The organism is Cellulomonas shaoxiangyii, assembly GCF_004798685.1.
GTDB lineage: Bacteria > Actinomycetota > Actinomycetes > Actinomycetales > Cellulomonadaceae > Cellulomonas > Cellulomonas shaoxiangyii.
In genome coordinates this window covers 2,767,461-2,793,117 of record NZ_CP039291.1, presented here as the reverse complement: position 1 = coordinate 2,793,117, position 25,657 = coordinate 2,767,461, and the positions used below count along the sequence as shown (strand labels likewise).

General features: G+C 70.4%; 12 protein-coding genes and 3 rRNA genes. 6 read left to right on the top strand and 9 right to left on the bottom strand.

The window, feature by feature from the left end; all coding sequences use genetic code 11:
* Window positions 1–6: 6 nt before the first annotated feature.
* The 4 genes from E5225_RS12575 (at window position 7) to rrf (ending at window position 7,105) form a co-directional block, all read left to right on the top strand.
* The gene (locus E5225_RS12575; protein ID WP_135975594.1) at window positions 7–948 is read left to right on the top strand and encodes a tetratricopeptide repeat protein; all 942 of its coding nucleotides are present in this window, start codon (window positions 7–9) and stop codon (window positions 946–948) included.
* Window positions 949–1,768: 820 nt separating this feature from the next.
* A 16S ribosomal RNA gene (locus tag E5225_RS12570) occupies window positions 1,769–3,288 on the top strand.
* A gap of 493 nt (window positions 3,289–3,781) precedes the next feature.
* Window positions 3,782–6,886: ribosomal RNA gene (locus E5225_RS12565) — 23S ribosomal RNA — on the top strand.
* Between the two features lie 102 nt (window positions 6,887–6,988).
* Window positions 6,989–7,105, top strand: a 5S ribosomal RNA gene (gene rrf / locus E5225_RS12560).
* Together the 16S, 23S and 5S rRNA genes form the textbook arrangement of a ribosomal RNA operon.
* 427 nt (window positions 7,106–7,532) lie before the next feature.
* Here the strand turns inward: rrf and glgB are convergent.
* The 3 genes from glgB to E5225_RS12545 form a co-directional block, all read right to left on the bottom strand.
* A complete protein-coding gene (glgB, locus tag E5225_RS12555; RefSeq protein WP_135973816.1) occupies window positions 7,533–9,719 on the bottom strand; it encodes a 1,4-alpha-glucan branching protein GlgB in 2,187 nt (728 codons plus the stop codon).
* A gap of 85 nt (window positions 9,720–9,804) precedes the next feature.
* Entirely contained in the window at window positions 9,805–10,653 is an 849-nt protein-coding gene (locus E5225_RS12550; RefSeq protein WP_243738269.1) for a LacI family DNA-binding transcriptional regulator, read from the bottom strand.
* 63 nt (window positions 10,654–10,716) lie between these two features.
* A complete protein-coding gene (locus E5225_RS12545) occupies window positions 10,717–13,260 on the bottom strand; it encodes a glycoside hydrolase family 2 protein (protein ID WP_135973817.1) in 2,544 nt (847 codons plus the stop codon).
* Between the two features lie 256 nt (window positions 13,261–13,516).
* Here E5225_RS12545 and E5225_RS12540 point away from each other — a divergent pair, with 256 nt between their 5' ends.
* Window positions 13,517–15,697 carry an alpha-galactosidase gene (locus tag E5225_RS12540; protein WP_135973818.1) on the top strand — a complete coding sequence of 727 codons (2,181 nt, stop codon included), beginning with the start codon at window positions 13,517–13,519 and terminating at the stop codon, window positions 15,695–15,697.
* 67 nt (window positions 15,698–15,764) lie between these two features.
* Here E5225_RS12540 and E5225_RS12535 read toward each other — a convergent pair whose 3' ends face one another.
* Genes E5225_RS12535 through E5225_RS12525 form a run of 3 tightly spaced genes read right to left on the bottom strand, consistent with a single transcriptional unit; the run spans window position 15,765 to window position 18,894 of the window.
* Window positions 15,765–16,586, bottom strand: a complete 822-nt coding sequence (locus tag E5225_RS12535; protein WP_135973819.1) for a carbohydrate ABC transporter permease — start codon at window positions 16,584–16,586, stop codon at window positions 15,765–15,767.
* A complete protein-coding gene (locus E5225_RS12530; RefSeq protein WP_135973820.1) occupies window positions 16,583–17,557 on the bottom strand; it encodes a carbohydrate ABC transporter permease in 975 nt (324 codons plus the stop codon). Before E5225_RS12530 ends, E5225_RS12535 begins: the two co-directional genes overlap by 4 nt.
* A gap of 11 nt (window positions 17,558–17,568) precedes the next feature.
* Window positions 17,569–18,894, bottom strand: a complete 1,326-nt coding sequence (locus E5225_RS12525; protein WP_135973821.1) for an ABC transporter substrate-binding protein — start codon at window positions 18,892–18,894, stop codon at window positions 17,569–17,571.
* Window positions 18,895–19,119: 225 nt separating this feature from the next.
* Between E5225_RS12525 and E5225_RS12520 the strand changes: the two genes are divergently transcribed.
* Window positions 19,120–20,361 (top strand): ROK family transcriptional regulator, encoded by a 1,242-nt coding sequence (locus E5225_RS12520; protein ID WP_135973822.1) that lies wholly within the window; start codon window positions 19,120–19,122, stop codon window positions 20,359–20,361.
* 25 nt (window positions 20,362–20,386) lie between these two features.
* On the opposite strand, the gene E5225_RS12515 is transcribed toward E5225_RS12520, so the two are convergent.
* The 3 genes from E5225_RS12515 to E5225_RS12505 all read right to left on the bottom strand — a co-directional run bounded on the left by E5225_RS12515 (window position 20,387) and on the right by E5225_RS12505 (window position 25,565).
* Complete coding sequence (locus E5225_RS12515; protein ID WP_135973823.1) at window positions 20,387–21,691, bottom strand: phosphotransferase; 1,305 nt, start codon at window positions 21,689–21,691, stop codon at window positions 20,387–20,389.
* Window positions 21,688–23,349, bottom strand: coding sequence for a maltose alpha-D-glucosyltransferase (treS, locus tag E5225_RS12510; protein ID WP_243738270.1), 1,662 nt, complete (start codon window positions 23,347–23,349; stop codon window positions 21,688–21,690). Before treS ends, E5225_RS12515 begins: the two co-directional genes overlap by 4 nt.
* Before the next feature lie 209 nt (window positions 23,350–23,558).
* Window positions 23,559–25,565 (bottom strand): alpha-1,4-glucan--maltose-1-phosphate maltosyltransferase, encoded by a 2,007-nt coding sequence (locus E5225_RS12505; RefSeq protein WP_135973835.1) that lies wholly within the window; start codon window positions 25,563–25,565, stop codon window positions 23,559–23,561.
* Window positions 25,566–25,657 lie beyond the last annotated feature (92 nt).

Sequence of the window (25,657 nt, the reverse complement as noted above, 5' to 3'; positions counted from 1 at the left end):
ACCGTGATGTCGCAGCAGTCGCCCGAGCCCCGGCCCCGGCTGGACGTGCGCGGCGCCGTGGACCTGTCCGCGCTGGCCCGCCCCGCGACGCCCGCGCCGGGCACCCCGGGCGGCCTGCCCGCGCCGGCGTCGTACGTCCGTGACGTCGACGAGTCGACGTTCGGCGACGTCGTGCAGGCGTCCACCCAGCACCCGGTCGTCGTCGCGCTGTGGGCGCCCTGGAGCGAGGTCAGCCAGCAGGTCGTCGCGGACCTCGCCGCGCTCGCGCAGGAGGACGACGGCCGGTGGCTGCTGGCGCGCGTCGACGCCGAGGCCAACCCCCAGGTCGCCGCGGCCTTCCAGGCGCAGTCCGTGCCGACCGTCGTCGCGGTGCTGGCGGGCCAGCCGCTGCCGCTCTTCCAGGGTGCGTACCCCCGCGAGCAGGTGCGCGCGGTGCTCGACCAGCTCCTGGCCGCGGCCGAGGCGAACGGGATCACCGGCCGCGTCGCCCCGGCCGATCCGGGGGCCGAGGCCGAGCCCGAGCCGGAGCCCGCGCTGCCGCCGCTGCACCAGGCGGCGTACGAGGCGATCGAGCGGGACGACCTGCCGGCCGCCCGCGAGGCGTACGAGCAGGCGCTGCGCGAGAACCCGCGCGACACGATGGCGAAGGCGGGGCTGGCGCAGGTCGGCCTCCTGGAGCGGACGGCCGGTGCGGACCTGCGAGCCGTGCGCGAGGCGGCGGCCGCCGATCCGGCCGATGTCGACGCCCAGCTCGCCGTGGCCGACCTGGACGTGTTCGGGGGGGCCGTGGAGGACGCGTTCGCGCGGCTCGTCGACGTCGTGCGGCGCACCGGCGGCGACGAGCGCGAGCGCGTGCGCATGCGCCTCGTCGACCTCTTCGAGGTCATCGGCACGGACGACCCGCGGGTGGTGGCAGCGCGGCGGGCGCTCACCTCGGCGCTGTACTGACGAACGCGCTGTACTGACGGCGGCGCGGTACCCGACGGCGCTGTCCTGAGGACCGCGCGGTCCTCAGGAGGCGCCGCCCGCACGACCGCGCTCCCCGGGGCGGGCGCCCCGCCGGCGGGCTTGCCCCACAGGGCCGCGTCCCGGCCCGCGGGTGTGATGCAGGCCGCGGTCACGCGAGTTGCATCCGGCGCGCGGGCTGCGTAACTTACTCGAGGCCGCCCGGCAGGGAGGAACGGACACGCAGTCGAGAACGACGCGTGGTCGGTCCCCCGGGACGGCACCCCCGAGCTGAACCACCACCGGCTGATCGCCGGCGGACGGCGACGCCCCGGGGGAGCGGAACCGCACGGCGGTCAGCTCGCCGGTCCGAGGACTGCTCTCCGGAGCAGGCACGGACCGGGAGTTGACGGGCAGGGACGGCTTCGCTAAGTTAGAGAGGTTGCCTCCGGGCAGGACGGAACGCCGTTCGCGTCACGATCAAGACGACGCAGGACGTGCGGAAACTCCGATCGGAAAGCAGCCTCGGCGGAATTGCGGAACTGCCACTCCGGTGGTCAGGGAAGCGGAGATGTTCCGCTACGATGGTGAACGAGCCTCCTGCGGGATGCCGAAAGGCTGATCGAGGATGAGCGTCTGTTCCTTGAGAACTCAACAGTGTGCCAAGTAGTCGATGCCATTTGTTTGGTGTCGAGCCCAGATCTCGCATCCGCGCCCCTGTGGGTGGTGGTCTGGGGTAGAGACCAGTTTCGGCCCCATTGGTTTGGGGTTCTTTGTTGTGTCTGTTGCCTGCCGGGTTCGCCTGGTGGGTGGCTGTGTGACATTTACGGAGAGTTTGATTCTGGCTCAGGACGAACGCTGGCGGCGTGCTTAACACATGCAAGTCGAACGGTGAAGGTCAGCTTGCTGACCGGATCAGTGGCGAACGGGTGAGTAACACGTGAGCAACCTGCCCCCTACTCTGGGATAAGCCTTGGAAACGAGGTCTAATACCGGATATGAGGCGCCCGGGCATCTGGAGCGTCTGGAAAGATTTATCGGTGGGGGATGGGCTCGCGGCCTATCAGCTTGTTGGTGGGGTAATGGCCTACCAAGGCGACGACGGGTAGCCGGCCTGAGAGGGCGACCGGCCACACTGGGACTGAGACACGGCCCAGACTCCTACGGGAGGCAGCAGTGGGGAATATTGCACAATGGGCGCAAGCCTGATGCAGCGACGCCGCGTGAGGGATGACGGCCTTCGGGTTGTAAACCTCTTTCAGCAGGGAAGAAGCGCAAGTGACGGTACCTGCAGAAGAAGCGCCGGCTAACTACGTGCCAGCAGCCGCGGTAATACGTAGGGCGCAAGCGTTGTCCGGAATTATTGGGCGTAAAGAGCTCGTAGGCGGTTTGTCGCGTCTGCTGTGAAAACCTCAGGCTCAACCTGGGGCTTGCAGTGGGTACGGGCAGACTAGAGTGCGGTAGGGGTGACTGGAATTCCTGGTGTAGCGGTGGAATGCGCAGATATCAGGAGGAACACCGATGGCGAAGGCAGGTCACTGGGCCGCAACTGACGCTGAGGAGCGAAAGCATGGGGAGCGAACAGGATTAGATACCCTGGTAGTCCATGCCGTAAACGTTGGGCACTAGGTGTGGGGTCCATTCCACGGATTCCGTGCCGCAGCAAACGCATTAAGTGCCCCGCCTGGGGAGTACGGCCGCAAGGCTAAAACTCAAAGAAATTGACGGGGGCCCGCACAAGCGGCGGAGCATGCGGATTAATTCGATGCAACGCGAAGAACCTTACCAAGGCTTGACATGCACCGGAAACACTCAGAGATGGGTGCCCCGCAAGGTCGGTGCACAGGTGGTGCATGGTTGTCGTCAGCTCGTGTCGTGAGATGTTGGGTTAAGTCCCGCAACGAGCGCAACCCTCGTCCCATGTTGCCAGCGGGTTATGCCGGGGACTCATGGGAGACTGCCGGGGTCAACTCGGAGGAAGGTGGGGATGACGTCAAATCATCATGCCCCTTATGTCTTGGGCTTCACGCATGCTACAATGGCCGGTACAAAGGGCTGCGATACCGCGAGGTGGAGCGAATCCCAAAAAGCCGGTCTCAGTTCGGATTGGGGTCTGCAACTCGACCCCATGAAGTCGGAGTCGCTAGTAATCGCAGATCAGCAACGCTGCGGTGAATACGTTCCCGGGCCTTGTACACACCGCCCGTCAAGTCATGAAAGTCGGTAACACCCGAAGCCGGTGGCCCAACCTTTTGGGGGGAGCCGTCGAAGGTGGGACTGGCGATTAGGACTAAGTCGTAACAAGGTAGCCGTACCGGAAGGTGCGGCTGGATCACCTCCTTTCTAAGGAGCATCTGGCATCGGGGTCCGCCTGTCATGGGCGGGCGGTCGGTGTCCAGGCCCATGCCTTCACCGTTCGTGTGGGGGGTGGTGCTCACGGGTGGAACATCGACTACGGCCGGCCTGGAGGCTGGTGGGTGCCTAGTACGCCGCCTGGTGTTGCGTCTCGAGCTTGCTCGGGGTGTGCGCCGGGTGGGAGGGAACGGATGTCCTGCTGGTGGAAGGGTTGGCCTGGCACGCTGTTGGGTCCTGAGGGAACAGCCCGGTTCGGGGTGTTGCTTCGGGGTCGTGAAGGTCCCTGCTGCTTCTTGTCCGTCCACGTGTGTGGGCGGGATGGGAAGGGGTGGGGGCTGGAGGGACCTTCGGGTCCGTCGGTGGGTGTGAACCGCTCCCGCGCTTGTTGAGCGTGGGGGTAGGCGTGCCCGGGTGCCGGCGGGGTCCGGTGGTTGCTTGAGAACTGCACAGTGGACGCGAGCATCTTTGAATGATCTTTTGTGGTCAAGTTTATAAGGGCACAGGGTGGATGCCTTGGCACCAGGAGCCGAAGAAGGACGTTGTAGCCTGCGATAAGCCTCGGGGAGTTGGCAAACGAACCGTGATCCGAGGATCTCCGAATGGGGAAACCCCGCCACAGTCATGTGTGGTGACCCGCACCTGAATATATAGGGTGTGTGGAGGGAACGCCGGGAAGTGAAACATCTCAGTACCGGCAGGAAGAGATATTCCGTGAGTAGTGGCGAGCGAAAGCGGATCAGGCCAAACCGTGCGTGTGTGATAGCCGGCAGGTGTTGCACGTACGGGGTTGTGGGACCCGTCAGTTGGTTCTGCCGAACCGACAGGGAGTCAGAAAGTCGCGTCATAGTCGAAGGGTCTTGAAAGGCCCGGCACAGAGGGTGTTACCCCCGTAGACGAAATGGCGTGGCCTCCCGATGGGGATCCCAAGTAGCTCCGGGCCCGAGAAACCCGGAGTGAATCTGCACAGACCACTGTGTAAGCCTAAATACTACCTGGTGACCGATAGCGGACAAGTACCGTGAGGGAAAGGTGAAAAGTACCCCGGGAGGGGAGTGAAATAGTACCTGAAACCGTGTGCCTACAATCCGTCGGAGCCTCCCTAGCAGGGGTGACGGCGTGCCTTTTGAAGAATGAGCCTGCGAGTTAGTGGTACGTGGCGAGGTTAACCCGTGTGGGGAAGCCGTAGCGAAAGCGAGTCCGAACAGGGCGTTTGAGTCGCGTGCTCTAGACCCGAAGCGAAGTGATCTAGCCATGGGCAGGGTGAAGCGCGGGTAAGACCGCGTGGAGGCCCGAACCCACCAGGGTTGAAAACCTGGGGGATGACCTGTGGTTAGGGGTGAAAGGCCAATCAAACTTCGTGATAGCTGGTTCTCCCCGAAATGCATTTAGGTGCAGCGTCACGCGTTTCTTGCCGGAGGTAGAGCTACTGGATAGCCGATGGGCCCCACCAGGTTACTGACGTTAGCCAAACTCCGAATGCCGGTAAGCCAGAGCGTGGCAGTGAGACTGCGGGGGATAAGCTCCGTAGTCGAGAGGGAAACAGCCCAGACCACCAGCTAAGGCCCCTAAGCGTGTGCTAAGTGGGAAAGGATGTGGAGTTGCACAGACAACCAGGAGGTTGGCTTAGAAGCAGCCACCCTTGAAAGAGTGCGTAATAGCTCACTGGTCAAGTGATTCCGCGCCGACAATGTAGCGGGGCTCAAGCACACCGCCGAAGCTGTGGCATTCACACTCGAGACAAGCCTTCGTGGTTCAGTCGTGTGGATGGGTAGGGGAGCGTCGTGTGGGCAGTGAAGCCGCGGGGGAACCCAGTGGTGGAGCCCACACGAGTGAGAATGCAGGCATGAGTAGCGAAAGACGGGTGAGAAACCCGTCCGCCGAATGACCAAGGGTTCCAGGGCCAGGCTAATCCGCCCTGGGTAAGTCGGGACCTAAGGCGAGGCCGACAGGCGTAGTCGATGGACAACGGGTTGATATTCCCGTACCGGCGAAGAACCGCCCATACCGAGCCCGGTGATGCTAACCGTCCGATGGTCCGCACCGTCCCTTCGGGGACATCGCGGGTCGGAGCACGGGACCCGAACCGGTAGTAGGTAAGCGTATTAACAGGGGTGACGCAGGAAGGTAGCCCAGCGTGGCGATGGTAGTCCACGTCCAAGGCCGTAGGGCGAGGTGTAGGCAAATCCGCACCTCATCAGCCTGAGAACCGACGGGTACCGCGTATGCGGGAAATGGGTGATCCTATGCTGCCAAGAAAAGCCTCGACGCGAGGTTCTAGCCGCCCGTACCCCAAACCGACTCAGGTGGTCAGGTAGAGAATACCAAGGCGATCGAGAGAATCGTGGTTAAGGAACTCGGCAAAATGCCCCCGTAACTTCGGGAGAAGGGGGGCCTCAAGCGTGTACCGGCTTGCCCGGGAAGCGTGGAGGGCCGCAGAGACCAGGGAGAAGCGACTGTTTACTAAAAACACAGGTCCGTGCGAAGTCGCAAGACGATGTATACGGACTGACGCCTGCCCGGTGCTGGAAGGTTAAGAGGACGGGTCAGCCGCAAGGCGAAGCTCAGAATTTAAGCCCCAGTAAACGGCGGTGGTAACTATAACCATCCTAAGGTAGCGAAATTCCTTGTCGGGTAAGTTCCGACCTGCACGAATGGCGTAACGACTTCTCCGCTGTCTCAACCGCGAACTCGGCGAAATTGCACTACGAGTAAAGATGCTCGTTACGCGCAGCAGGACGGAAAGACCCCGGGACCTTTACTATAGCTTGGTATTGGTGTTCGGTGCGGCTTGTGTAGGATAGGTGGGAGACTGTGAAGCCGGCACGCCAGTGTCGGTGGAGTCAACGTTGAAATACCACTCTGGTCGCTCTGGATATCTAACCTCGGTCCGTCATCCGGATCAGGGACAGTGCCTGGTGGGTAGTTTAACTGGGGCGGTTGCCTCCTAAAATGTAACGGAGGCGCTCAAAGGTTCCCTCAGCCTGGTTGGCAATCAGGTGGCGAGTGCAAGTGCACAAGGGAGCTTGACTGTGAGACTGACAGGTCGAGCAGGGACGAAAGTCGGAACTAGTGATCCGGCGGTGGCTTGTGGAAGCGCCGTCGCTCAACGGATAAAAGGTACCCCGGGGATAACAGGCTGATCTTGCCCAAGAGTCCATATCGACGGCATGGTTTGGCACCTCGATGTCGGCTCGTCGCATCCTGGGGCTGGAGTAGGTCCCAAGGGTTGGGCTGTTCGCCCATTAAAGCGGTACGCGAGCTGGGTTTAGAACGTCGTGAGACAGTTCGGTCCCTATCCGCTGCGCGCGCAGGAAACTTGAGAAGGGCTGTCCCTAGTACGAGAGGACCGGGACGGACGAACCTCTGGTGTGCCAGTTGTTCCGCCAGGAGCACGGCTGGTTGGCTACGTTCGGAAGGGATAACCGCTGAAAGCATCTAAGCGGGAAGCCTGCTTCAAGATGAGGTTTCCATGCCCTACGGGGTGAGAGGCTCCCAGCTAGACCACTGGGTAGATAGGCCGGATGTGGAAGGCAGGACGAAAGACTGCCGCAGCTGACCGGTACTAATAAGCCGACAACTTGACTAACACCATTCATTGCTACGCGTCCACTGTGCGGTTCCCGAGAAACCAACGGGCCCCCTCCCCACCTTCGTGTGTGGGAGGGCCTGTTCGTCATCTCGACGACGTTACGGCGGTCATAGCGAAGGGGAAACGCCCGGTCCCATTCCGAACCCGGAAGCTAAGCCCTTCAGCGCCGATGGTACTGCACCCGCCAGGGTGTGGGAGAGTAGGACGCCGCCGGACAACCATTCCACGAAGGCCCACCCCACCAGGGGTGGGCCTTCGTGCATTCCACGGCACTTTCGGGCCGCTATCGCGCATTCACGCGGCGTCCTGCGGGAGACCCGCCTGCGGGCCCGTCACCGATGTGCGCCCGGGGCGCAGTGGTGGCGGCGTCACCCGGTCTCGTGTTGCGTTTCCGGTGTCGTGCTTCCCGGTGTCCCGCTGCCGGAGTCGTCGCGTGCGGCGTAGTGCACGGGTCCTCCGCTTCCGTGCGCTCCGCGGTGGGGCAGCCCTCGCGGCCGGCGCCCTGCCCTCGGGGCCAGACCCTCGTCGTTCGCCACCGACGCCTGCCGCGCTCCCGTGCGGCAGTGCCGCTTCCCGCATGCAGAAGGCCCCGCACGCGACGCGTGCGGGGCCTTCTCCGTCCGGCTGGGGAGTCTCTCCCGGGTCAGTCCTCGTCGGCGACGAAGACGACGACGCCGAGCGGGGGCACGCGGACCGGCGCCGAGTACGGCCGGCTGTAGTGCTCGACGGGCTCGGCGTCGACCCCGCCGAGGTTGCCCACGCCCGAGCCGCCGTACACGGTGGCGTCCGAGTTGAAGGCCTCCCGCCAACGGCCCCCGTGGGGGAGCGGCAGGCGGTAGCCCTCGTGCGGCACGCCGGCGAAGTTGACCACCACGGCCACCTGGGGGCCGTCGGTGCCCTTGCGGAGGTACGCGAGCAGGTTCAGGTCCGCCTCGTCCGACGCGAGCCACTCGAAGCCCTCCGGCGAGTGGTCGAGCTGCCACAGCGCCGGCGTCGCACGGTAGAGGGCGTTGAGGTCCTGGACGGCGCGCTGGACGCCGTGGTGGGCACCGTCGTCGAGGGTGTACCAGTCGAGCGACCGGCCCTCCGCCCACTCGTGCTGCTGCGCGAACTCCTGTCCCATGAAGAGCAGCTGCTTGCCGGGGTGCGTCCACTGGTAGGCCAGCAGGGAGCGCACGCCCGCGAGCTTCTGCCAGTGGTCACCGGGCATGCGCTCGTACAGCGAGCCCTTGCCGTGCACGACCTCGTCGTGGCTGATCGGCAGCACGAAGTGCTCGGAGTAGGCGTAGACCATCGAGAACGTGATCTCGTGGTGGTGGTAGCGGCGGTTTATGGGCGCCTCGCCCAGGTAGCGCAGCGTGTCGTTCATCCAGCCCATGTTCCACTTCAGCCCGAACCCCAGGCCGTTGGCGGACGTGGGCGCCGTGACGCCCGGCCAGGCCGTCGACTCCTCGGCGATCATCATGATCCCCGGGGTGCGGCGGTACGACGTCGCGTTGGCCTCCTGGAGGAACGAGATCGCCTCGAGGTTCTCGCGGCCGCCGTACACGTTGGGACGCCACTGGCCCGGCTGACGGGAGTAGTCGAGGTAGAGCATCGAGGCCACCGCGTCGACCCGCAGGCCGTCGACGTGGAACTCCTCGAGCCAGTACGTGGCGTTCGCGACGAGGAAGTTGCGCACCTCGGGGCGGCCGAAGTTGAAGACGTACGTGCCCCAGTCGGGCTGCTCGCCGAGCAGCGGGTCCGGGTGCTCGTAGAGGGGCGTGCCGTCGAACTGGGCGAGCGCCCACTCGTCCTTGGGGAAGTGGGCGGGGACCCAGTCGAGCAGGACGCCGACGCCCGCGCGGTGCAGGCAGTCGACGAGGTAGCGGAAGTCGTCGGGGTGGCCGAAGCGCGCCGTCGGGGCGTAGTAGGACGACACCTGGTAGCCCCAGGAGCCGCCGAACGGGTGCTCTGCGACCGGCATCAGCTCGACGTGCGTGAAGCCCATCTCGACGACGTAGTCGGTCAGCTGGTGCGCGAGGTCGCGGTAGGACAGTCCCTGCCGCCACGAGCCGAGGTGCACCTCGTAGATGCTCACGGGGCCGGAGTGCGGGTCGCCGGCCGCGCGCCCGGCGAGCCAGTCGTCGTCCTCCCACGTGTAGCGGGACTCGACGACGACGGAGGCGGTCGCGGGCGGCACCTCGGTGGCCTTGGCCAGCGGGTCGGCCTTCTGCCGCCACGAGCCGTCGGGGCCGAGGATCTCGAACTTGTACCGGGCGCCCGAGGCGACCCCGGGGATGAAGATCTCCCAGACGCCGCTCTCCCCGAGCGACCGCATGGCGTGCGTCGCGCCCTGCCAGTGGTTGAAGTCGCCGACGACGCGGACCGCACGCGCGTTCGGCGCCCACACGGCGAACGACGTGCCGCTCACCTCGCCCAGGGTGCCGGGGTACGTGTGGAGGTTCGCCCCCAGCACGTCCCACAGCTGCTCGTGGCGGCCCTCGCGCAGGAGGTGGCGGTCCAGCTCGCCGATCGTCGGCAGGAAGCGGTAGGGGTCGTCGGTCATCGAGACCGAGCCGTCGTAGGTGACCTCGAGCCGGTAGTCGGGCACCTCCGTGCCGGGCAGGACCGCGACCCAGACGCCGTCGATCTCGTGCCGGGCGTCGACGCCGCCGTCGGGCGTCACCACGGTGACGCGGTCGGCGAGGGGACGCACGGTCCGGACGGTGACGCCGCCGTGCCCCACGTGGGGGCCGAGCACGCCGTGCGGGTCGTAGTGGGTTCCCGCGGCGACGGCGCGCAGCGTGTCGGCGTCGACGGGGACCGGTGTGGGATCAGCCGCACTCATGTCCCTACCCAACCACTGCACCCACGTCCGCGCAGGTGGGAGGGCAGAGCCCGGGGTGGGACGCCGCTCACAGCGCCCGCGTCCGTCAGCGGCGCCGGCGGGCGGTGCTGTCGCGGGCGACGAGCCGGGGGAGCGGCGCGATGGAGCTGGTCGGACGCCCGGACGCGAGCAGGTTGAGCACGGAGTCGGCGACCTGCACGCCCATGGCGTGCACGTCCAGGCTCATCGCCGACAGGGGCGGGTGCGAGAGGCGGCACAGCGCCGAGTCGTCCCACGCGAGCAGCGCGACGTCCTCCGGCACGGACAGGCCGAGCTCGTGCGCGACGCCGAGCCCGGCGACGGCCATGACGTCGTTGTCGTAGACGACCGCGGACGGCGCGTTGCCGCGGCCGAGCAGCGCGCGGGTCGCGCGGGTGCCCGACTCCTCCCCGTAGTCGCCCTCGACGACGACACCGCGTGCCCCGAGCGCCGCGCACTCGTCGAGCAGGGCGGCGGTGCGGGCCTGCGTGTGGGCGAGCGCCGACGGGCCGGAGACCCGGCCGATCGTGGTGTGGCCCAGGCCGACCAGGTAGCCCACGGCGTCGCGCATGGCCTGGGCGTTGTCAATCCAGACGTGCGCGACCCCGTCGAGCGCGCGCTGCGGGCCGCCGACCACGACCGTCGGGATGCCGAGCTCGCGCAGGACCGCCAGCCGAGGGTCGTCCTGCACGAGGTTCACCAGGACGACCGCGTCGACCATCTCGCCCTCGCCCCACCGGCGGTACGCGCGGATCTCGGCCTCGTGGTCAGGCACGACGTGCAGCAGCAGGGAGCGTCCGTCGGTGGACAGCGACTCCTCGATGCCGGCGATGAGCTCCATGAAGAACGGCTCGAGGCCGAGCATCCGGGCCGGCCGCGCCAGCACCAGGCCGATCGCGTCCGAGCCCTGGGTCACGCGCGTCAGCGTAGCGCCGGCCGCTGCGTGTGCCCGGCCGGCCGGCACGTCGGGCGCCGCGCGTCAGCCGGCGAGCGCCGCGCCCCGCGCGGCGGGGACCACGACGTCGTTCGCGGTGCGCAGCACGGGCACACGCAGCAGGTCGTGCGGGTCGATGCGCGCCGACGTCCGGACCCGGAAGCGGGCGCGCGCCCCGGCGGGGAGGGTCACGAGCGCGTCGTCGACGCGGGCGTCCGGGTCCAGGTGGTCGACGAGGAGCGTCACGTCCTTGGCGAGCGACCGCGCCACCACCTCCACCTCGTAGCCGTCCTGCGTGGGCGTGACGCTGCCCGCGAGCGGCTCGGGGTCGAGGTCGAGCGCGCGGTCCTCCACCCAGGTGTGCACGGTGCGCGCGTGGTCGAGCGTGACGACGAGCGCCTCCCGCGCCGGGTCGTCGGGGACGGCCAGGTGGCTCGCGAGCGCGAACGTGCCGGTCGACCACGCGCCCACGGTGAGCGGCAGGTCGGCCGACGCGAGCACGGCACCGTCGAGCCGCTGCCGCTCGAGACGGGCGACGCCCTTCCAGAGCGTCGGGGTGTCGTTGACGACCACGAGCGCGTCCCGGTCGCCGCGCGGCTGCACCGTGACGACACGCTCGGCGAACGCGGCCCGCATCGCGAACCACAGCGGCTTCGGCCGTTCGTCGCCGTCGACGGCGGCCCACGAGGTGACGGGCCAGCAGTCGTTGAGCTGCCAGACGATCGCGCCGGCGGTGGTCGGCCACCACGACCGGTAGTGCGCGACCCCGAACCGGACCGCGCGTGCCTGGTTGAGCTGGGCCGCCCAGTGCCAGTCGACGAACGCGTCGGGCACGCCGAGGTGCGGGGTCATGCCGCGGTCGAGCTTGCCGTTGCCGTCGTCCGCCTTCTGGTGCAGCAGGAACGTGGGGTGCTCCTTGCCGGCGACCGCCCCCTGCTCGTCGCGCACGGCGCGGCGCAGCGTCGCCCACGTGGGCGGCCCCTGGAAGCCGAACTCGGAGCAGAACCGCGGGACCTCGTCGCGGTAGACGGTGTAGTCGACGCGGTTCCACACGTCCCACTGGTGGTGCGTGCCGTGGTCGGGGTCGTTGGGGTGCACGTCCTCGGGGGCGAAGCCCGGCGAGGTCGGGCTGTTGGCCGCGTACGGGCGCGTCGGGTCGAGCTCCGCCACGACCGCGGGGAACACCTCGGCCGCGTAGGCGCGACCCCACGTGCGCCCGTCGAGCTCGGCCTTCCAGCCCCAGTCCTCGTGGCCCCAGAGGTTCTCGTTCCCGCCGTTCCACAGCACGAGCGACGGGTGCGGCGTCAGGCGGGCGACGTGCTCGCGGGCCTCGGCCTCGAGCTCGTCGCGCAGGGGCTGCTCCTCGGGGTAGGCGGCGCACGCCAGCAGGAAGTCCTGCCAGACGAGCAGCCCGCGCTCGTCGCACAGGTCGTAGAAGTCCTCCGACTCGTAGACGCCCCCGCCCCACACGCGCAGGAGGTTGAGGTGCGCGCCGACCGCCTGGTCGAGGCGGCGCGCGACGCGCTCGCGCGTGAGCCGCGTGAGCAGGTGGTCGTCCGGGATCCAGTTGGCGCCCTTCACGAACAGCGGCCGGCCGTTGACGCGCAGCGTGAACGCGCTGCCGTGCTCGTCGGCGGACGTGTCGAGCTCGACGGTCCGGAACCCGATGCGGCGGGTCCACGTGCCGAGCAGCGGACCGGTGCCGCGGGCGCCGGCGGGCGCCTCGAGGTCGGCGGTGCGCAGCTCGACGTCCAGGGTGTGCAGGGGCTGGGGGCCCTGGCCGACGGGCCACCACAGCGGTGCGCGGGGGACCTCGAGCCGCAGCACGGCGGAGCTCGCGCCGGTGCCGACGCGCCCCACGACGTCGGTGCCGGCCACCGACGCGTGCACGACGAGCGGCACGTCACCGCCGGGCAGGCCCGAGCGCTCGACGTCGACGTGCAGCTCGACGACACCCGTGCCGGCGGGGTCCACCGTCACGAGCGGGCGGACGCCGGCGAGCCGCGCCACCCGCCAGCGCTCGAGGCGCACGGGCTTCCACAGGCCCGCCGTCTGCAGGTCGGGGCCCCAGTCCCAGCCGAACGAGCACGCCATCTTGCGCACCATGTTGAACGGCTGGGAGTAGGCGAGCGGGCGCGGTCCCAGGCGCTCCGCCTCCGCCTCCGCGTACGTCAGCGCGGCGGCGAGCTCGATGCGCAGGCGCTGCGTGGTGGGACGGACCCGCGCGCGCACGTCCACCCGGTGGCTGCGGTGCATGTTGCGCGTGCGCAGGACGACCTCGCCGTCGAGCAGCACGGTGCCGACCGTGTCGACGCCCTCGAGGACCAGGTCCACCCGCTCGTCGTCGGCCGGCAGGTCGAGGACGAGCTCGCGCTCGTACGCCCAGTCGACGCGCTTCATCCACGCGAGGTGCTGCTCGTTGTCGTCGAGGTACGGGTCGTCGACGAGCCCGGCGTCGAGCAGGTGCGTGTGCGACGTGCCGGGCACGTGCACGCGCAGCCCGGTGCGCAGCCGGTCGGCGAGGTGCACGGGGACGTCGCCGGCGGTCGCGGTCAGCGTCCAGCCGTCGTGGAGGTCGGTGTGGGTCACGGCGTGCTCCTCGCAGTCCCGGGCCTCGTCGCACCGCACGCCGTCGCGCAGGCCGGCGCGGCGCTGCCGCACGCGAGGCACCCGGAACATCCTTAAGCAAATTAACAAAGTTAGTCAACCAGTAGAGTCACCGGCGACCCGCCCCCGCGGCCGGACCGTGCGCATCGCCGCGCGCGGTGCCGCGGACCCCACCGCGTGGCCGCCGGCGTGAGCCGCCCGCGCCGACCGCGGCCTCGCGCCGCACACCAGGAGCACCGTGCCCGAGCACGTCGACCCCCGTACCCCCGCGACGAACGCCGCCGCGCCCGTCCACCTGCAGGCCGGCGACGTGTCGCTCGTCATCGACGTCGGCGGCGGCCGGCTGCCGCGCGTCCTGCACTGGGGCGCCGCGCTCGGCGACCTCGACGACGCCGCGCTCGCCGCCCTGCGCACCGCCGGCAGCGCGGCGCGGCGTGGCTTCCCGGTCGACGGGGAGGTGGTGCCGGGCGTCGTCCCGGAGCAGTCCGCCGGGTGGCTGGGCAGCCCCGGCCTGGCGGGGAGCCGGGCGGGGCGCGCGTGGAGCGTCGCGTTCGCCGTCGGCCCGGACGACGTCGTCGTGCAGCGCGACGTCGCGGGCGGCGGGGTCGTGGAGGTGCGCGGCAGCGACGCCCACGCGGCCCTGGACCTGCGCGTGCGCGTCGAGCTGACGCCGCAGGGCCTGGTGCGCCAGCGCGCGACCGTCGTCAACACGGGCGAGGACGCCTACGAGGTCGCCGGTCTGCTGCTGACGCTCCCCGTCCCGATGCGCGCCACGGAGCTGCTCGACCTCGGCGGGCACTGGGCGCGCGAGCGCTCGCCGCTGCGCACCGCGTTCACGCACGGCACGCGCCTGCGCGAGAACCGCCGCGGCCGCACGGGGTTCGACTCGCCGTACGTGCTGGCCGCCGGCACGCCCGGGTACGGTCACCGCCGCGGCGAGGTGTGGGGACTGCACGTCGCGTGGTCGGGCAACCACCGCAGCCTCGCCGAGCGGAACCACTACCACGAGGGCCTGCTCGGTGGCGGGGAGCTGCTCGAGCCGGGCGAGGTCCGCCTCGCGCCCGGGGAGGAGTACGCCAGCCCCTGGGTCTACGGGTCCTACGGCGCCGCGGGTCTCGACGACCTCGCGTCCCGGTTCCACCGGTGGATGCGGGCGCGCCCGCAGCACCCGCGCACGCCCCGCCCGGTCACGCTCAACACGTGGGAGGCCGTGTACTTCCAGCACGACCTCGGGCGGCTCACCGCGCTCGCGGACGCCGCCGCCGCCATCGGTGCCGAGCGGTACGTGCTCGACGACGGGTGGTTCGGCTCGCGCCGCGACGACAGGTCCGGCCTGGGCGACTGGTACGTCTCCGACGAGGTGTGGCCGGACGGTCTGCACCCGCTCGTCGACCACGTCACGGGCCTGGGCCTGCAGTTCGGCCTCTGGGTCGAGCCGGAGATGGTCAACCCGGACTCCGACCTCGCGCGCGCCCATCCCGAGTGGATGCTCCAGGTGCCGGGGCGGCTGCCGCGACCGTCGCGGCACCAGCAGGTGCTGGACCTGGCGAACGCCGACGCGTGGCAGCACGTGCTCGAGCGGCTCGACGCGCTGCTCACCGAGTACGACATCGCCTACCTCAAGTGGGACCACAACCGCGACCTCGTCGACGCCGGGCACGGCGCCGACCGCACCCCCGGGGTGCACGGGCAGACGCTCGCGGTCTACCGGCTGCTCGACGAGCTGCGCCGGCGGCACCCCGGCGTGGAGATCGAGTCGTGCTCGTCGGGCGGTGCGCGCGTGGACCTGGAGATCCTGCAGCGCACGGACCGCGTCTGGGCCTCCGACTGCATCGACGCGCTCGAGCGGCAGCAGATCCAGCCGTGGACGAACCTGCTCATCCCGCTCGAGCTCATCGGCGCGCACATCGGGTCCGGGCACGCGCACAGCACGGGCCGGTCGCACGAGCTCGGCTTCCGCGCGGGGACGGCCCTGTTCGGTCACCTCGGCATCGAGTGGGACCTGCGCGAGGCGGACGACGCCCAGCGGGCCGAGCTCGCGGCGTGGGTCGCGCTCTACAAGGACCTGCGCGGGCTGCTGCACACGGGTGCGAGCGTGCACGCGGACGTCCCCGACCCGGCGTTCGCCGTGCACGGCGTCGTCGCCCAGGACGGGTCCGACGCGCTGTTCGCGATCGCGGCGACGGCGATGTCGGCGCAGATGCCGCCCGGGCACGTCCCGCTGCCGGGGCTCGACCCCGACGCCACCTACCACGTGCGCCCGCAGGCACCCGGCGACGTGGTCACGCACGGCCTGGCGTGCCCGTGGTGGACCCCCGAGGGTGTCCGGCTGCCCGGGCGCGTGCTCGAGCGCGTGGGCGTCCGCGCGCCGGTGCTGTCCTCCGAGCGCCTGGTGCTGGTGCGCGCGACGCGCGTCTGACGTCGCGCCGGCAGGGCGAGGGCCGGTCCGCGGGTGCGGACCGGCCCTCGCCGCACGGTGGGCGCCGCTACTTCGTCGCGCCCGCCGTGAACCCGTTGTAGATGTACTTCTGCAGGAACAGGAACAGCACGAGGATCGGCACGATCGTGATGACCACGCCGGCCGAGATGATCTCCCACTGCGACCCGAACGGGCCCTTGAACGCGAACAGGGACGTCGAGATCGGCCGCAGGTCCGGGTCCGGCAGGTACAGGAACGGCAGGAAGAACTCGTTGTAGATGCCGATGCCCTTGATGATCACCACGGTCGCGACCGCGGGCTTGAGGTTGGGCAGGATGATCTGGAAGAAGATCCGCAGGTGGCCGGCGCCCTCGATCATCGCGGCCTCGTCCAGCGAGCGCGGGATCGCGCGCATGAACTGCAGGAAGATGTACACCGAGATGATGTCGGTGCCCATGAACAGCAGGATCAGCGCCCACCGCGTGTTGTACAGGCCCAGCCCGTTGACGATCTGGAACGTGGCCACCTGCGTCGTCACGCCCGGCACGAGGGTGGCGAGCAGGAACAGGTTGAGCACGGCGCCGCGGCCGACGAACGAGAACCGGTCGATCGCGTAGGCCGTGGCGGCGCCGATCAGGATCGTGCCGGCGATCGCGGCGGCGAAGATGATCACGGTGTTGAGGAAGCCGAGCGCCATGCCGCCGCGCGTGAACGCCGTGACGTAGTTGTCGAACGTCCAGCTCTCGGGGAGGGCGAAGGGGTTCGTCGCGAGGAACTCCTGACCGGTCTTGAACGAGCCGAACAGGATCAGCCCCAGCGGCAGCAGCGTGACGACGGACGCCACGACGAGGGACGTGTACTTCAGCGTGCCGGTGACCGCGCGCGTCATGTCAGGTCCACCTCCCGCTCCGGCACGAGCCGGCGCTGCAGCCACGTCACCAGCAGGACGATCACCAGCAGCACGACCGCCATCGCGGACGCCAGGCCCACGGTGTTGCGGTTGAAGGCCATCCAGATGGTGCGGATGACGAACGTCTCGGTGCCGTTGCCGCCGTTCGTCATGACGTACGGGATCTCGAACACCGACAGCGCGCCCGAGATCGCGAGGATGAACGACAGGCCGAGGATCGGCCGGATCGACGGCGCGATGATGTGCCGGAACTGGTGCCAGCGGGTCGCGCCGTCGATCTCTGCGGCCTCGTAGATCTCGCTGTTGATCGACGAGATCGCGCCGAGGAACATGACGAAGTTCAGGCCCATGTACCGCCACACCGAGACCGCGGCGAGCGAGTAGTTCGCGATGGCCGGGTCGCCCGTCCACTGCTGCACGAGGCTGTCGACCCCCGCCGTGAGCAGCACGGTGTCCAGGCCGCCGCCGGGCTTGAGGAAGTTGAGGAAGATGAGCCCGATCGCGACGCCGTTGACGAGGTAGGGGAAGAACAGGATCCCCTTCCACAGGTTCTTGGCGCGCACCTTGAACGACAGGATCGTCGCGAAGTACAGCGCGAGCGCCATCTGCACGAACGAGGCGGCGAAGTAGTACAGCGACACGTAGAAGACCCGGACGTTGTCCGGGTCGGTGAAGACCTCGGCGTAGTTCTCGGTGCCGACGACGTTCTTGACCTTGTCCAGCCCGTCCCAGTCGGTGACCGAGTACCAGAACATGTTCGCCACCGGCACGTACGTCAGCAGCACGAGCAGCGCGAGCGGGACCAGCAGGAAGAGGTAGGGCGTCAGCGGACGCGACCACGTGGGGCCGTGGCCCGTACCGCCCGGCCTGCGCCGGGCGGTACGGGCCACGCCGTCCGCCGCCGTGGCCGCCGTGGTCGAGGCCTGCAGGCTCGACGGAGCGGTCGTCATGGCGTGGGTCCTCAGTCGCCGACCTCGGCGCGGCCCTCGGCCCACGCCGTGTTGAGCTCGGTGAAGATCTGCTCCTTCGTCTTCGCGCCCGACCGGGCCGCGTCGATCGTGTCCTGGCGGAACTTCGGGTCCGTCGTGACGATGCCGGACGCGGTGTCGATGTCCGCGAACAGGGACTCCTCGCCCTCGGGGGCCGGGTTCAGCGTGAGGAGCTCGACCTGCTCCATGAAGCTCGCGAGGGCCTCGGGCACCGTGCCGTCCTTGAGCGGGGACAGGCCGACCTGCGACTCCGAGTACCCCGACTCCTCGTTGAACCAGTCGATCCAGGCGCGCGCCGTGACCTTGTTGTCGGAGTTCACGTTGATGCCGAGGTTGTAGTCGCCGCCGGCGACCGCGTGGAACTTCCCGTCGACCTGCACCGGGACCGGCATGTAGCCGATGTCCTCGGCGCCGGCGCCCGCGTCCTGCGCGGCGGCCTGCATCTGCGGGATGGCCCACGAGCCGAGCACCATCGTCGCGACCTCGCCCGTGCCGAGGAGCCGCTTGGACTCCTCCCAGTTGGTCGTCGTGGGGTCGACCTCGACCAGGTCCTGCGCGACGGCGTCGTAGATGAGCCCGTCGACGACCCCGTAGTCGGTGCCCTCGGCCCACGGCTCGTCGGACGTGACGAGCGCGTTCTTCCAGTCGGGGTCCGCCGTGACGGCGCCCAGCCAGCCGTCCCACTGCGACAGCGGCCAGCCGTCCTTGTAGTTGGTGTAGAGCGGCGCGACCTCGATGCCGCCGTCCTTGATCGCCTGCAGGCCCGCGAGGAACTCCTCGGGCGTCGTCGGGAACTGCGTGACTCCGGCCTCCTCCCAGACCCGGGTGTTGTAGACGACGCCCTGCACGTTGCCGACGACCGGGATGCCGTAGGACTGGCCCTCGAACGACTTGTCGTTGATCCAGCTGTACTTCTCCGCCATCTCCTCCTGCGAGCCCAGCGGCTCGAAGAACTGCGCGTACTGGTCGGGGGTCACCGAGCCGGGGATGGCGAGGACGTCGCCGTACTCGTCGGTGTTCATGCGCGTCTTCACCTCGCCCTCGTAGTCGGTGAGGCCCTCGATCGTCACGTCGGTGACGTCGGGGTACTTCTCCTTGAACTGCTCGACGTAGTCGTCGAACGTGCCGTCCTCGACGAGGTCGGTGCGCCACGTGAGGACCGTGATCTCGCCGGCCGGCTCGCCGCTCGTGTTCTCCTCGCCGCCCGACCCGCCGCTCGAGCAGGCCGCGGTGAGGGCGAGCACGGTGACTGCCGCGGACGCCGCGGCGACGCGCGCACGTCGCTGGTGAAGGAACATCCCTGGTCCTCTCGTCGTGGCCGCCACCTCGGTGTGCCGGCCGCAGGTGCGTGGCGGCCGGGCCGGGGCCCGGTCCGCGCGCCGGAGTCGATTCTTAGGCCGCTGAACAAAGTAAGTCAACGGGCGTGTCGCCGCCGACCCGTCGCCGTGTCCATATCGTTAGGGGCGCGCTCCGCCGGGATCGCGCGACGACGCAGGTGGACGAGCAGGACGACGGGAGGACGCGTGAACGGTGCGCAGCCGGGACTCGGCGCCGCCCACGCCAGCAGCGGGGCGGCGATCCTCGACGTCATCCGCGCCGCCGGCACGATCAGCCGGGTGGAGCTCACGCGCGCGACGGGCCTGACCGCCGCGACGGTGTCCACCGTCGTGCGCCGCCTCATCGACGAGGGGCTGGTCGTCGAGGCCGGGCGTGCGGAGTCGACCGGCGGCAAGCCGCGCATGCTCCTGCGGCTCGACCCGTACGCGCGCTACGCGGTCGGGGTCCACCTCGACCACGCCGGCATCACCTACGTCATCGCGAACCTCGGCGGCGCCGTCGTCGCCCGCTGGCGGCGGCCCGGCGCGGGTGCCGACGACCCCCGTGACGTCGTCGCCCGCATCGCCGCGGAGATCGCGACGACCGTGACCCGCACCGGCATCGACCCCGCCCTCGTGCTCGGCGTCGGCGTCGTGTCGCCCGGGCCCATCTCGATGACCACCGGCATGACGCTCACCCCGCCGGTGATGCAGCACTGGGCCGAGTTCCCGCTCGCCGCGGCGATCGGCGACGCCACGGGGCTGCCCGTCCTGCTCGACAACGACGCGACGGCCGCCGCGGTGGGGGAGTACTGGTCCGGCGGGGTCGCCACCGGGGCGGCGTGCGCCACGCTCTACATGGGCACCGGCATCGGCGCGGGGATCGTCGTGGACGGCACGGTGTACCGCGGCCGCAGCTCGAACGCCGGCGAGATCGGCCACGTGTGCGTCGCGCTCGACGGGCCCGAGTGCTGGTGCGGCAGCCGGGGCTGCGTCGAGGCGTTCGCCGGCCCCGCGGCCGTCGTCGCGCAGGCCCGCGCGGCCGGCGTCGTGCTGCCCGGGCGCGGGGTGTCCGAGGACTTCGCGGCGCTCGCCCGGGCGGCCGCGCGCGGCGAGGCGGAGCCGATGCGGCTGCTGCGCGCCTCCGCCGAGTACCTCGGCGTCGCGGCGCAGACCCTCGCCAACGTCCTCGACCTCGACCTCGTGGTCCTCACCGGGCCGTCGTTCGCGCTCGCGGGCTCGCTCTACCTCCCGGTCGTGCAGGAACGGCTCGCGCGCAGCTTCTTCGCGCGCGGCGCGCACCCCGTGCGGGTCACGATCTCGACGCACGCGTCCGAGGCGGCCGCCGTCGGCGGGGCCGCGCTCGTGCTGCAGAGCGAGCTCGCCCCCCGGCAGGCCGGCACCCGCATGGTGGTCGAGGCGCTCACGGAGCTGCCGACCGGCGCCTGACGCGCGCGACGGGCCCCGCGCCGGCTCAGGTCAGCAGCCGGTCCAGACCCGCCGCGGGGATCGGCGCCCACGTGGGGCGGTTGCGCGCCTCGTAGACGACCTCGTAGAGCGTCTTGTCGAGCTCGAGCGCCCGCAGCAGCAGGGTGCGCGTGGCGTCGTCGACGTCGGTCGGGGCCCCCGCCGCGTACCCGGCCAGGAGCGCCTCGCGCGCGTCGGCGGTCCACGCGGCCGCCGCGTCGCCCGTGAGCCCGCCCACCGCCGCCGCGTAGTCGAACGAGCGCAGGACGCCGGCGACGTCGCGCAGCGCGAGGTCCGGCCGGGTGCGCTCGGCGAGCGGGGCGAGCGGCTCGCCCTCGAAGTCGATGACGAACCAGCGGCCGCGCGAGCGCAGCACCTGGCCCAGGTGCAGGTCGCCGTGGACGCGCTGGCGCGGGGGAGTGGCCGGCAGGGCCGCGACCTCGGCGGCCACCGCACGCACGCCCTCGGCGCGGTCCGCGAGCCCCGGCACCGCGGCCGTGGCCCACGCGAGACGCGTCGTCAGCGCCTCGGAGACCGCGGCGGGGCCCGCGGCGTCGTCCGTCGTGCCGAACGCCGCGGCGAGCGCGCCGTGCATGCCCGCCACGACCTCGCCCAGCTCCCGCGCGAGGTCGCCGAACGCCCGGCCCTCCCGCGCGTGCAGGCAGGCGAGCTCGAAGCCGTCCTCGGCGCCGGGCACGAACGTGCTCATGACGCCGAGGTAGCCGACGGCACGCTCCGCGCCCGCGGCCGGCGTCCAGCGGACCTGCGCCCACGCCAACGGCTCCGGCACGCCGCCCCAGCCCTGCCGGGTGAGCCGGCGCGGCACGTCGATGTCGGGGTTCTCGCCCGCGGCGACGGTGCGCAGGACCTTGAGGATGCCCGCCGGCGCGCCGGTCGCCCGGTCGGGCAGGATCACCGAGGTGTTCGACTGCTCGCCGGTCACCACGCGCGCCGCTGTGACGTCGACGTCCGCACCCGGCCCGTCGGCGTGCGCCAGCAGCGCCCCGAGGAACGCCGCGTGCCCCGCACCGTCGAGGACGGTGCGGGTGCCGACCGTGCCGACGACCGACGCGGTCCCGCCCGTCACGCCGTCCACCAGGACGACGGGCACCTGCAGCAGCACGTCCACGGAGCCGGCGCGGGCGCGCACGAGCAGCACCCGCACGTCGTCGGCGAGGTCGACCGAGGCGACGGCCGTCAGCTCGGCGGCCGCGCCCTTGACGGGGAACCACCGGCGGTCGGGCAGCCACGCGCGCAGGAGCCCGACGAGCTCGGCGTCCAGGTCGTCGGGGTCCCGGGCGTCGAGGATCACGGTGCGGTCAGCTCCAGCCAGTAGAAGTCGCGCGAGCCGAGGGTGACGGACACGGTGCCGTCGGCACCGACGTCGGGGAACGCCGAGCCGCCGAAGACGTCCCGCACCCGCCAGCCGGCCTGCGCGGGCATCGTGAGCGTCGCGGCGCGGGCCGTCGCGGCCATGTTCGCCACGACCAGCATCGTCTCGTCCTCCGTGCGGCGCAGGAACGTGAGCACCGCGTCGTTGTCGGACGGTACGACCTCGAACGTGCCGCGGCCGAGCGCCTTGAACCTGCGGCGGACCGCGAGCATGCCGTGCACCCAGTGCAGCAGGGACGTCGGTTGGGCGAGCTGCGACTCCACGTTGATGTTGCCGTAGTGGTAGACGAGCGACTGCACCACCGGCAGGTACAGCTTGCCCGGGTCGGCCACCGAGAAGCCCGCGTTGCGGTCCGGCGTCCACTGCATCGGCGTGCGCACCGCGTCGCGGTCCGGCAGCCAGATGTTGTCGCCCATGCCGATCTCGTCGCCGTAGTACAGGCACGGGCTGCCCGGCAGCGAGAGCAGCAGCGCGTGCGCGAGCTCGATCTCCTTGCGCGAGTTGTCGAGCAGCGGGGCCAGGCGGCGGCGGATGCCCACGTTGGCGCGCATGCGCGAGTCGGGGGCGTACCACCCGTACATCGACGCGCGCTCCTCGGTGGACACCATCTCGAGCGTGAGCTCGTCGTGGTTGCGCAGGAACGTGCTCCACTGCCCGCCCGACGTCGGGATCGGCGGGGTGTCGGCGAGGATGTCGACGATCTGCGTGGCCCGCTGGTCCCGCAGGCCGTAGTAGATCCGCGGCATCACCGGGAAGTGGAAGCACATGTGGCACTCCGGCGCGTCCTCGGTGCCGAAGTAGTGCACGACGTCCTCGGGCCACTGGTTCGCCTCGGCGAGCATGATGCGACCGGGGAACTCCTCGTCGATCATGCGGCGCAGGTCGGCGAGGAACCGGTGCGTCTCCGGGAGGTTCTCGCAGTTCGTGCCCTCGGCCTCGAACAGGTACGGCACCGCGTCCAGACGGAACCCGTCGACACCCATGTGCAGCCAGAACCGGGCCACGTCGAACATCGCGTCGACGACGCGCGGGTTCTCGAAGTTGAGGTCCGGCTGGTGGGAGAAGAACCGGTGCCAGAAGTACTGCCGGCGCACGGGGTCGAAGGTCCAGTTCGACGTCTCGGTGTCGACGAAGATGATGCGCGCGTCCTGGTAGCGCGTGTTGTCGTCGCTCCAGACGTAGAAGTCGCCGTACGGACCGTCGGGGTCCGACCGGGACGCCTGGAACCACGGGTGCTGGTCGCTCGTGTGGTTCATGACGAGGTCGACCACGACCCGCATGCCGCGGCGGTGGCACTCCTGCACGAGCGTGCGGAAGTCGTCGATCGTGCCGTACTGCGGCGCGACGGCCGTGTAGTCGGACACGTCGTACCCGCCGTCGCGCATGGGCGAGGGGTAGAACGGCGGCAGCCACAGGCAGTCGACGCCCAGCCACTGCAGGTAGTCGAGGCGCTCCACGAGCCCCGCGAGGTCGCCGCTGCCCTGCCCCGAGGAGTCGGAGAACGTGCGCAGCATGACCTCGTAGAAGACCGCCGTGCGGTACCACTCCGGGTCGTCGTCGCGGCCGTCGCGGACCATCTTCGGCTCCGGCACGGCGGGCTGGCGGCGAGCGGGCAGCCCGCCGAGCGCGAGCGCACCCGTCGTCGGCGCAGGCTCGCGCAGGGGTGCCGTCGTGGTGGCCGAGGCCGGCACCAGGGGGCCGCCCGGGACCACGAGGGAGGGGTCGCCGTGCCGGGTGAACGCGTCCCCCGGGGCGGTGCCGCTGCCGGGGGGACGGACGTCGGGGCTCACGCCGCCACGCCCGGGTGCTCGAGGTGGACGACGTGCGCGACGCGGACCGACGGGTCGAGGCGGACGTACGGGTGGGACGTCCACGCGTAGGTCTCGCGCGACAGGACGTCGTGCGCGACGACGGCACGGTCCGTCGGCAGGCCGAACGACGCGAGGTCGAGCTCGACCACGCCGTCCCGCGCGCCCGTCGTGTCGAGGTTGACCACCACGACCACCGTGTCGGCACGGCCCGTGGGCGAGTGCTCGGCGTCGAGGTGCCGCGAGAAGCACACGAGGGCGTCGTCCGTCGTCGGGTGCACCCGCACGTCGCGCAGCTGCTGGAGCGCGGGGTGGGCCCGGCGGATCTCGTTGAGGCGGCCGATCAGCAGCGCGATGCCGAGCTCGTCGGCGCGCGCCCAGTCGCGGGGCCGGAACTCGTACTTCTCGTTGTCGATCTGCTCGTCGACGCCCGGCCGCGGCACGCTCTCCACGAGCTCGTAGCCCGAGTAGACGCCCCACGTCGGTGCACCGAGGGCCGCGAGCACGGCGCGCACGGCGAAGCCCGTCCTGCCCGTGGCCTGCAGGTACGGCGGCAGGATGTCGTGCGTCGTCGGCCAGAAGCTCGGGCGCATCCACGCGCCCTGGTCACCGCCGACCTCGGCGAGGTACTCCTCCAGCTCGGCCTTCGTGTTCCGCCACGTGAAGTACGTGTACGACTGGTGGAACCCGATCTTGGCGAGCGTGAGCATCATGGCGGGGCGCGTGAACGCCTCGGACAGCCAGATGACCTCCGGGTGGTCGCGGCGCACGTCCGCCAGCAGACGCTCCCAGAACCACAGCGGCTTGGTGTGCGGGTTGTCGACGCGGAACGCCGTCACGCCGTGGTCGATCCACACCTGCACCACGCGGCGGATCTCCGCGTAGATGCCCTCGGGGTCGTTGTCGAAGTTCAGCGGGTAGATGTCCTGGTACTTCTTCGGCGGGTTCTCGGCGTAGGCGATGGTCCCGTCGGCACGCGTCGTGAACCACTCCGGGTGCTCGTGCACCCACGGGTGGTCCGGGGACGCCTGCAGCGCGAGGTCGAGCGCCACCTCGAGGTCGAGGTCGCGGGCGCGCACCACGAACGCGTCGAAGTCGTCGAACGTGCCGAGCGAGGGCTCGATCGCGTCGTGCCCGCCGTCGGGCGAGCCGATCGCGTACGGCGAGCCCGGGTCGCCCGGCTGGGCCGTCAGCGCGTTGTTGCGCCCCTTGCGGTGCGACGTGCCGATCGGGTGGATCGGGGTCAGGTACACGACGTCGAAGCCCATCGCGGCGATGCGCGGCAGCTCGCGTGCCGCGGTGTGCAGCGTCCCCGACGTCCACCGGCCGGTGGCCTCGTCGTACGTGGCGCCGTGCGAGCGCGGGAACATCTCGTACCAGGCGCCGGCGAGCGCGAGGGGCCGGTCCACCACGAGCGGGTAGGAGCGGGACGCCGTCACGACGTCGCGCAGCGGCGTGCGGGCGAGCGCGGTACGCACGTCGGGGGCGAGCCCGGCGGCCAGCCGCGCGGCCGGCGGACGGGTCGTGTCCTGGAGCCCCGCGACGGCGTCGAGCAGCGTGCGCGTGTCCCGCTCGGGCATCGCGTCGGCGCCCGTGCGGCGGGCGGCGCGCGTGAGCACGCGGGTGCCCTCCGTGAGCATGAGCTCGACGTCGACGCCGGCCTCGACCTTGATGGCGGCGTCGTGCGACCAGGTGCCGTACGGGTCGGACCAGCCCTCGACGCGGAACGTCCAGTCGCCCTCCGCGTCCGGGACCAGGCGGGCCTCGAACCGGTCGAGGCCCGGGGCCACGTCGACCATGCGGGCCCACGAGTGGTCCGTGCCGTCGGGGCGCGTGAGCACGGCGGTGGCGCCGACGGCGTCGTGCCCCTCGCGGAACACGGTCGCGCGCACCGGGACGGCCTCGCCGACGACCGCCTTCGCGGGGAAGCGGCCCTCCTCCGCGACGGGGGACACCTCGACGACGGGGATGCGGCCGATGGGCAGCGCGGGCGGGAGCTGGGCGCCGACCGGTACGGACGGCGTCGGTACGGACGGCGTCGGTGCGGACGCGGTGGGGGCGGACGGGGTGGGTGCGG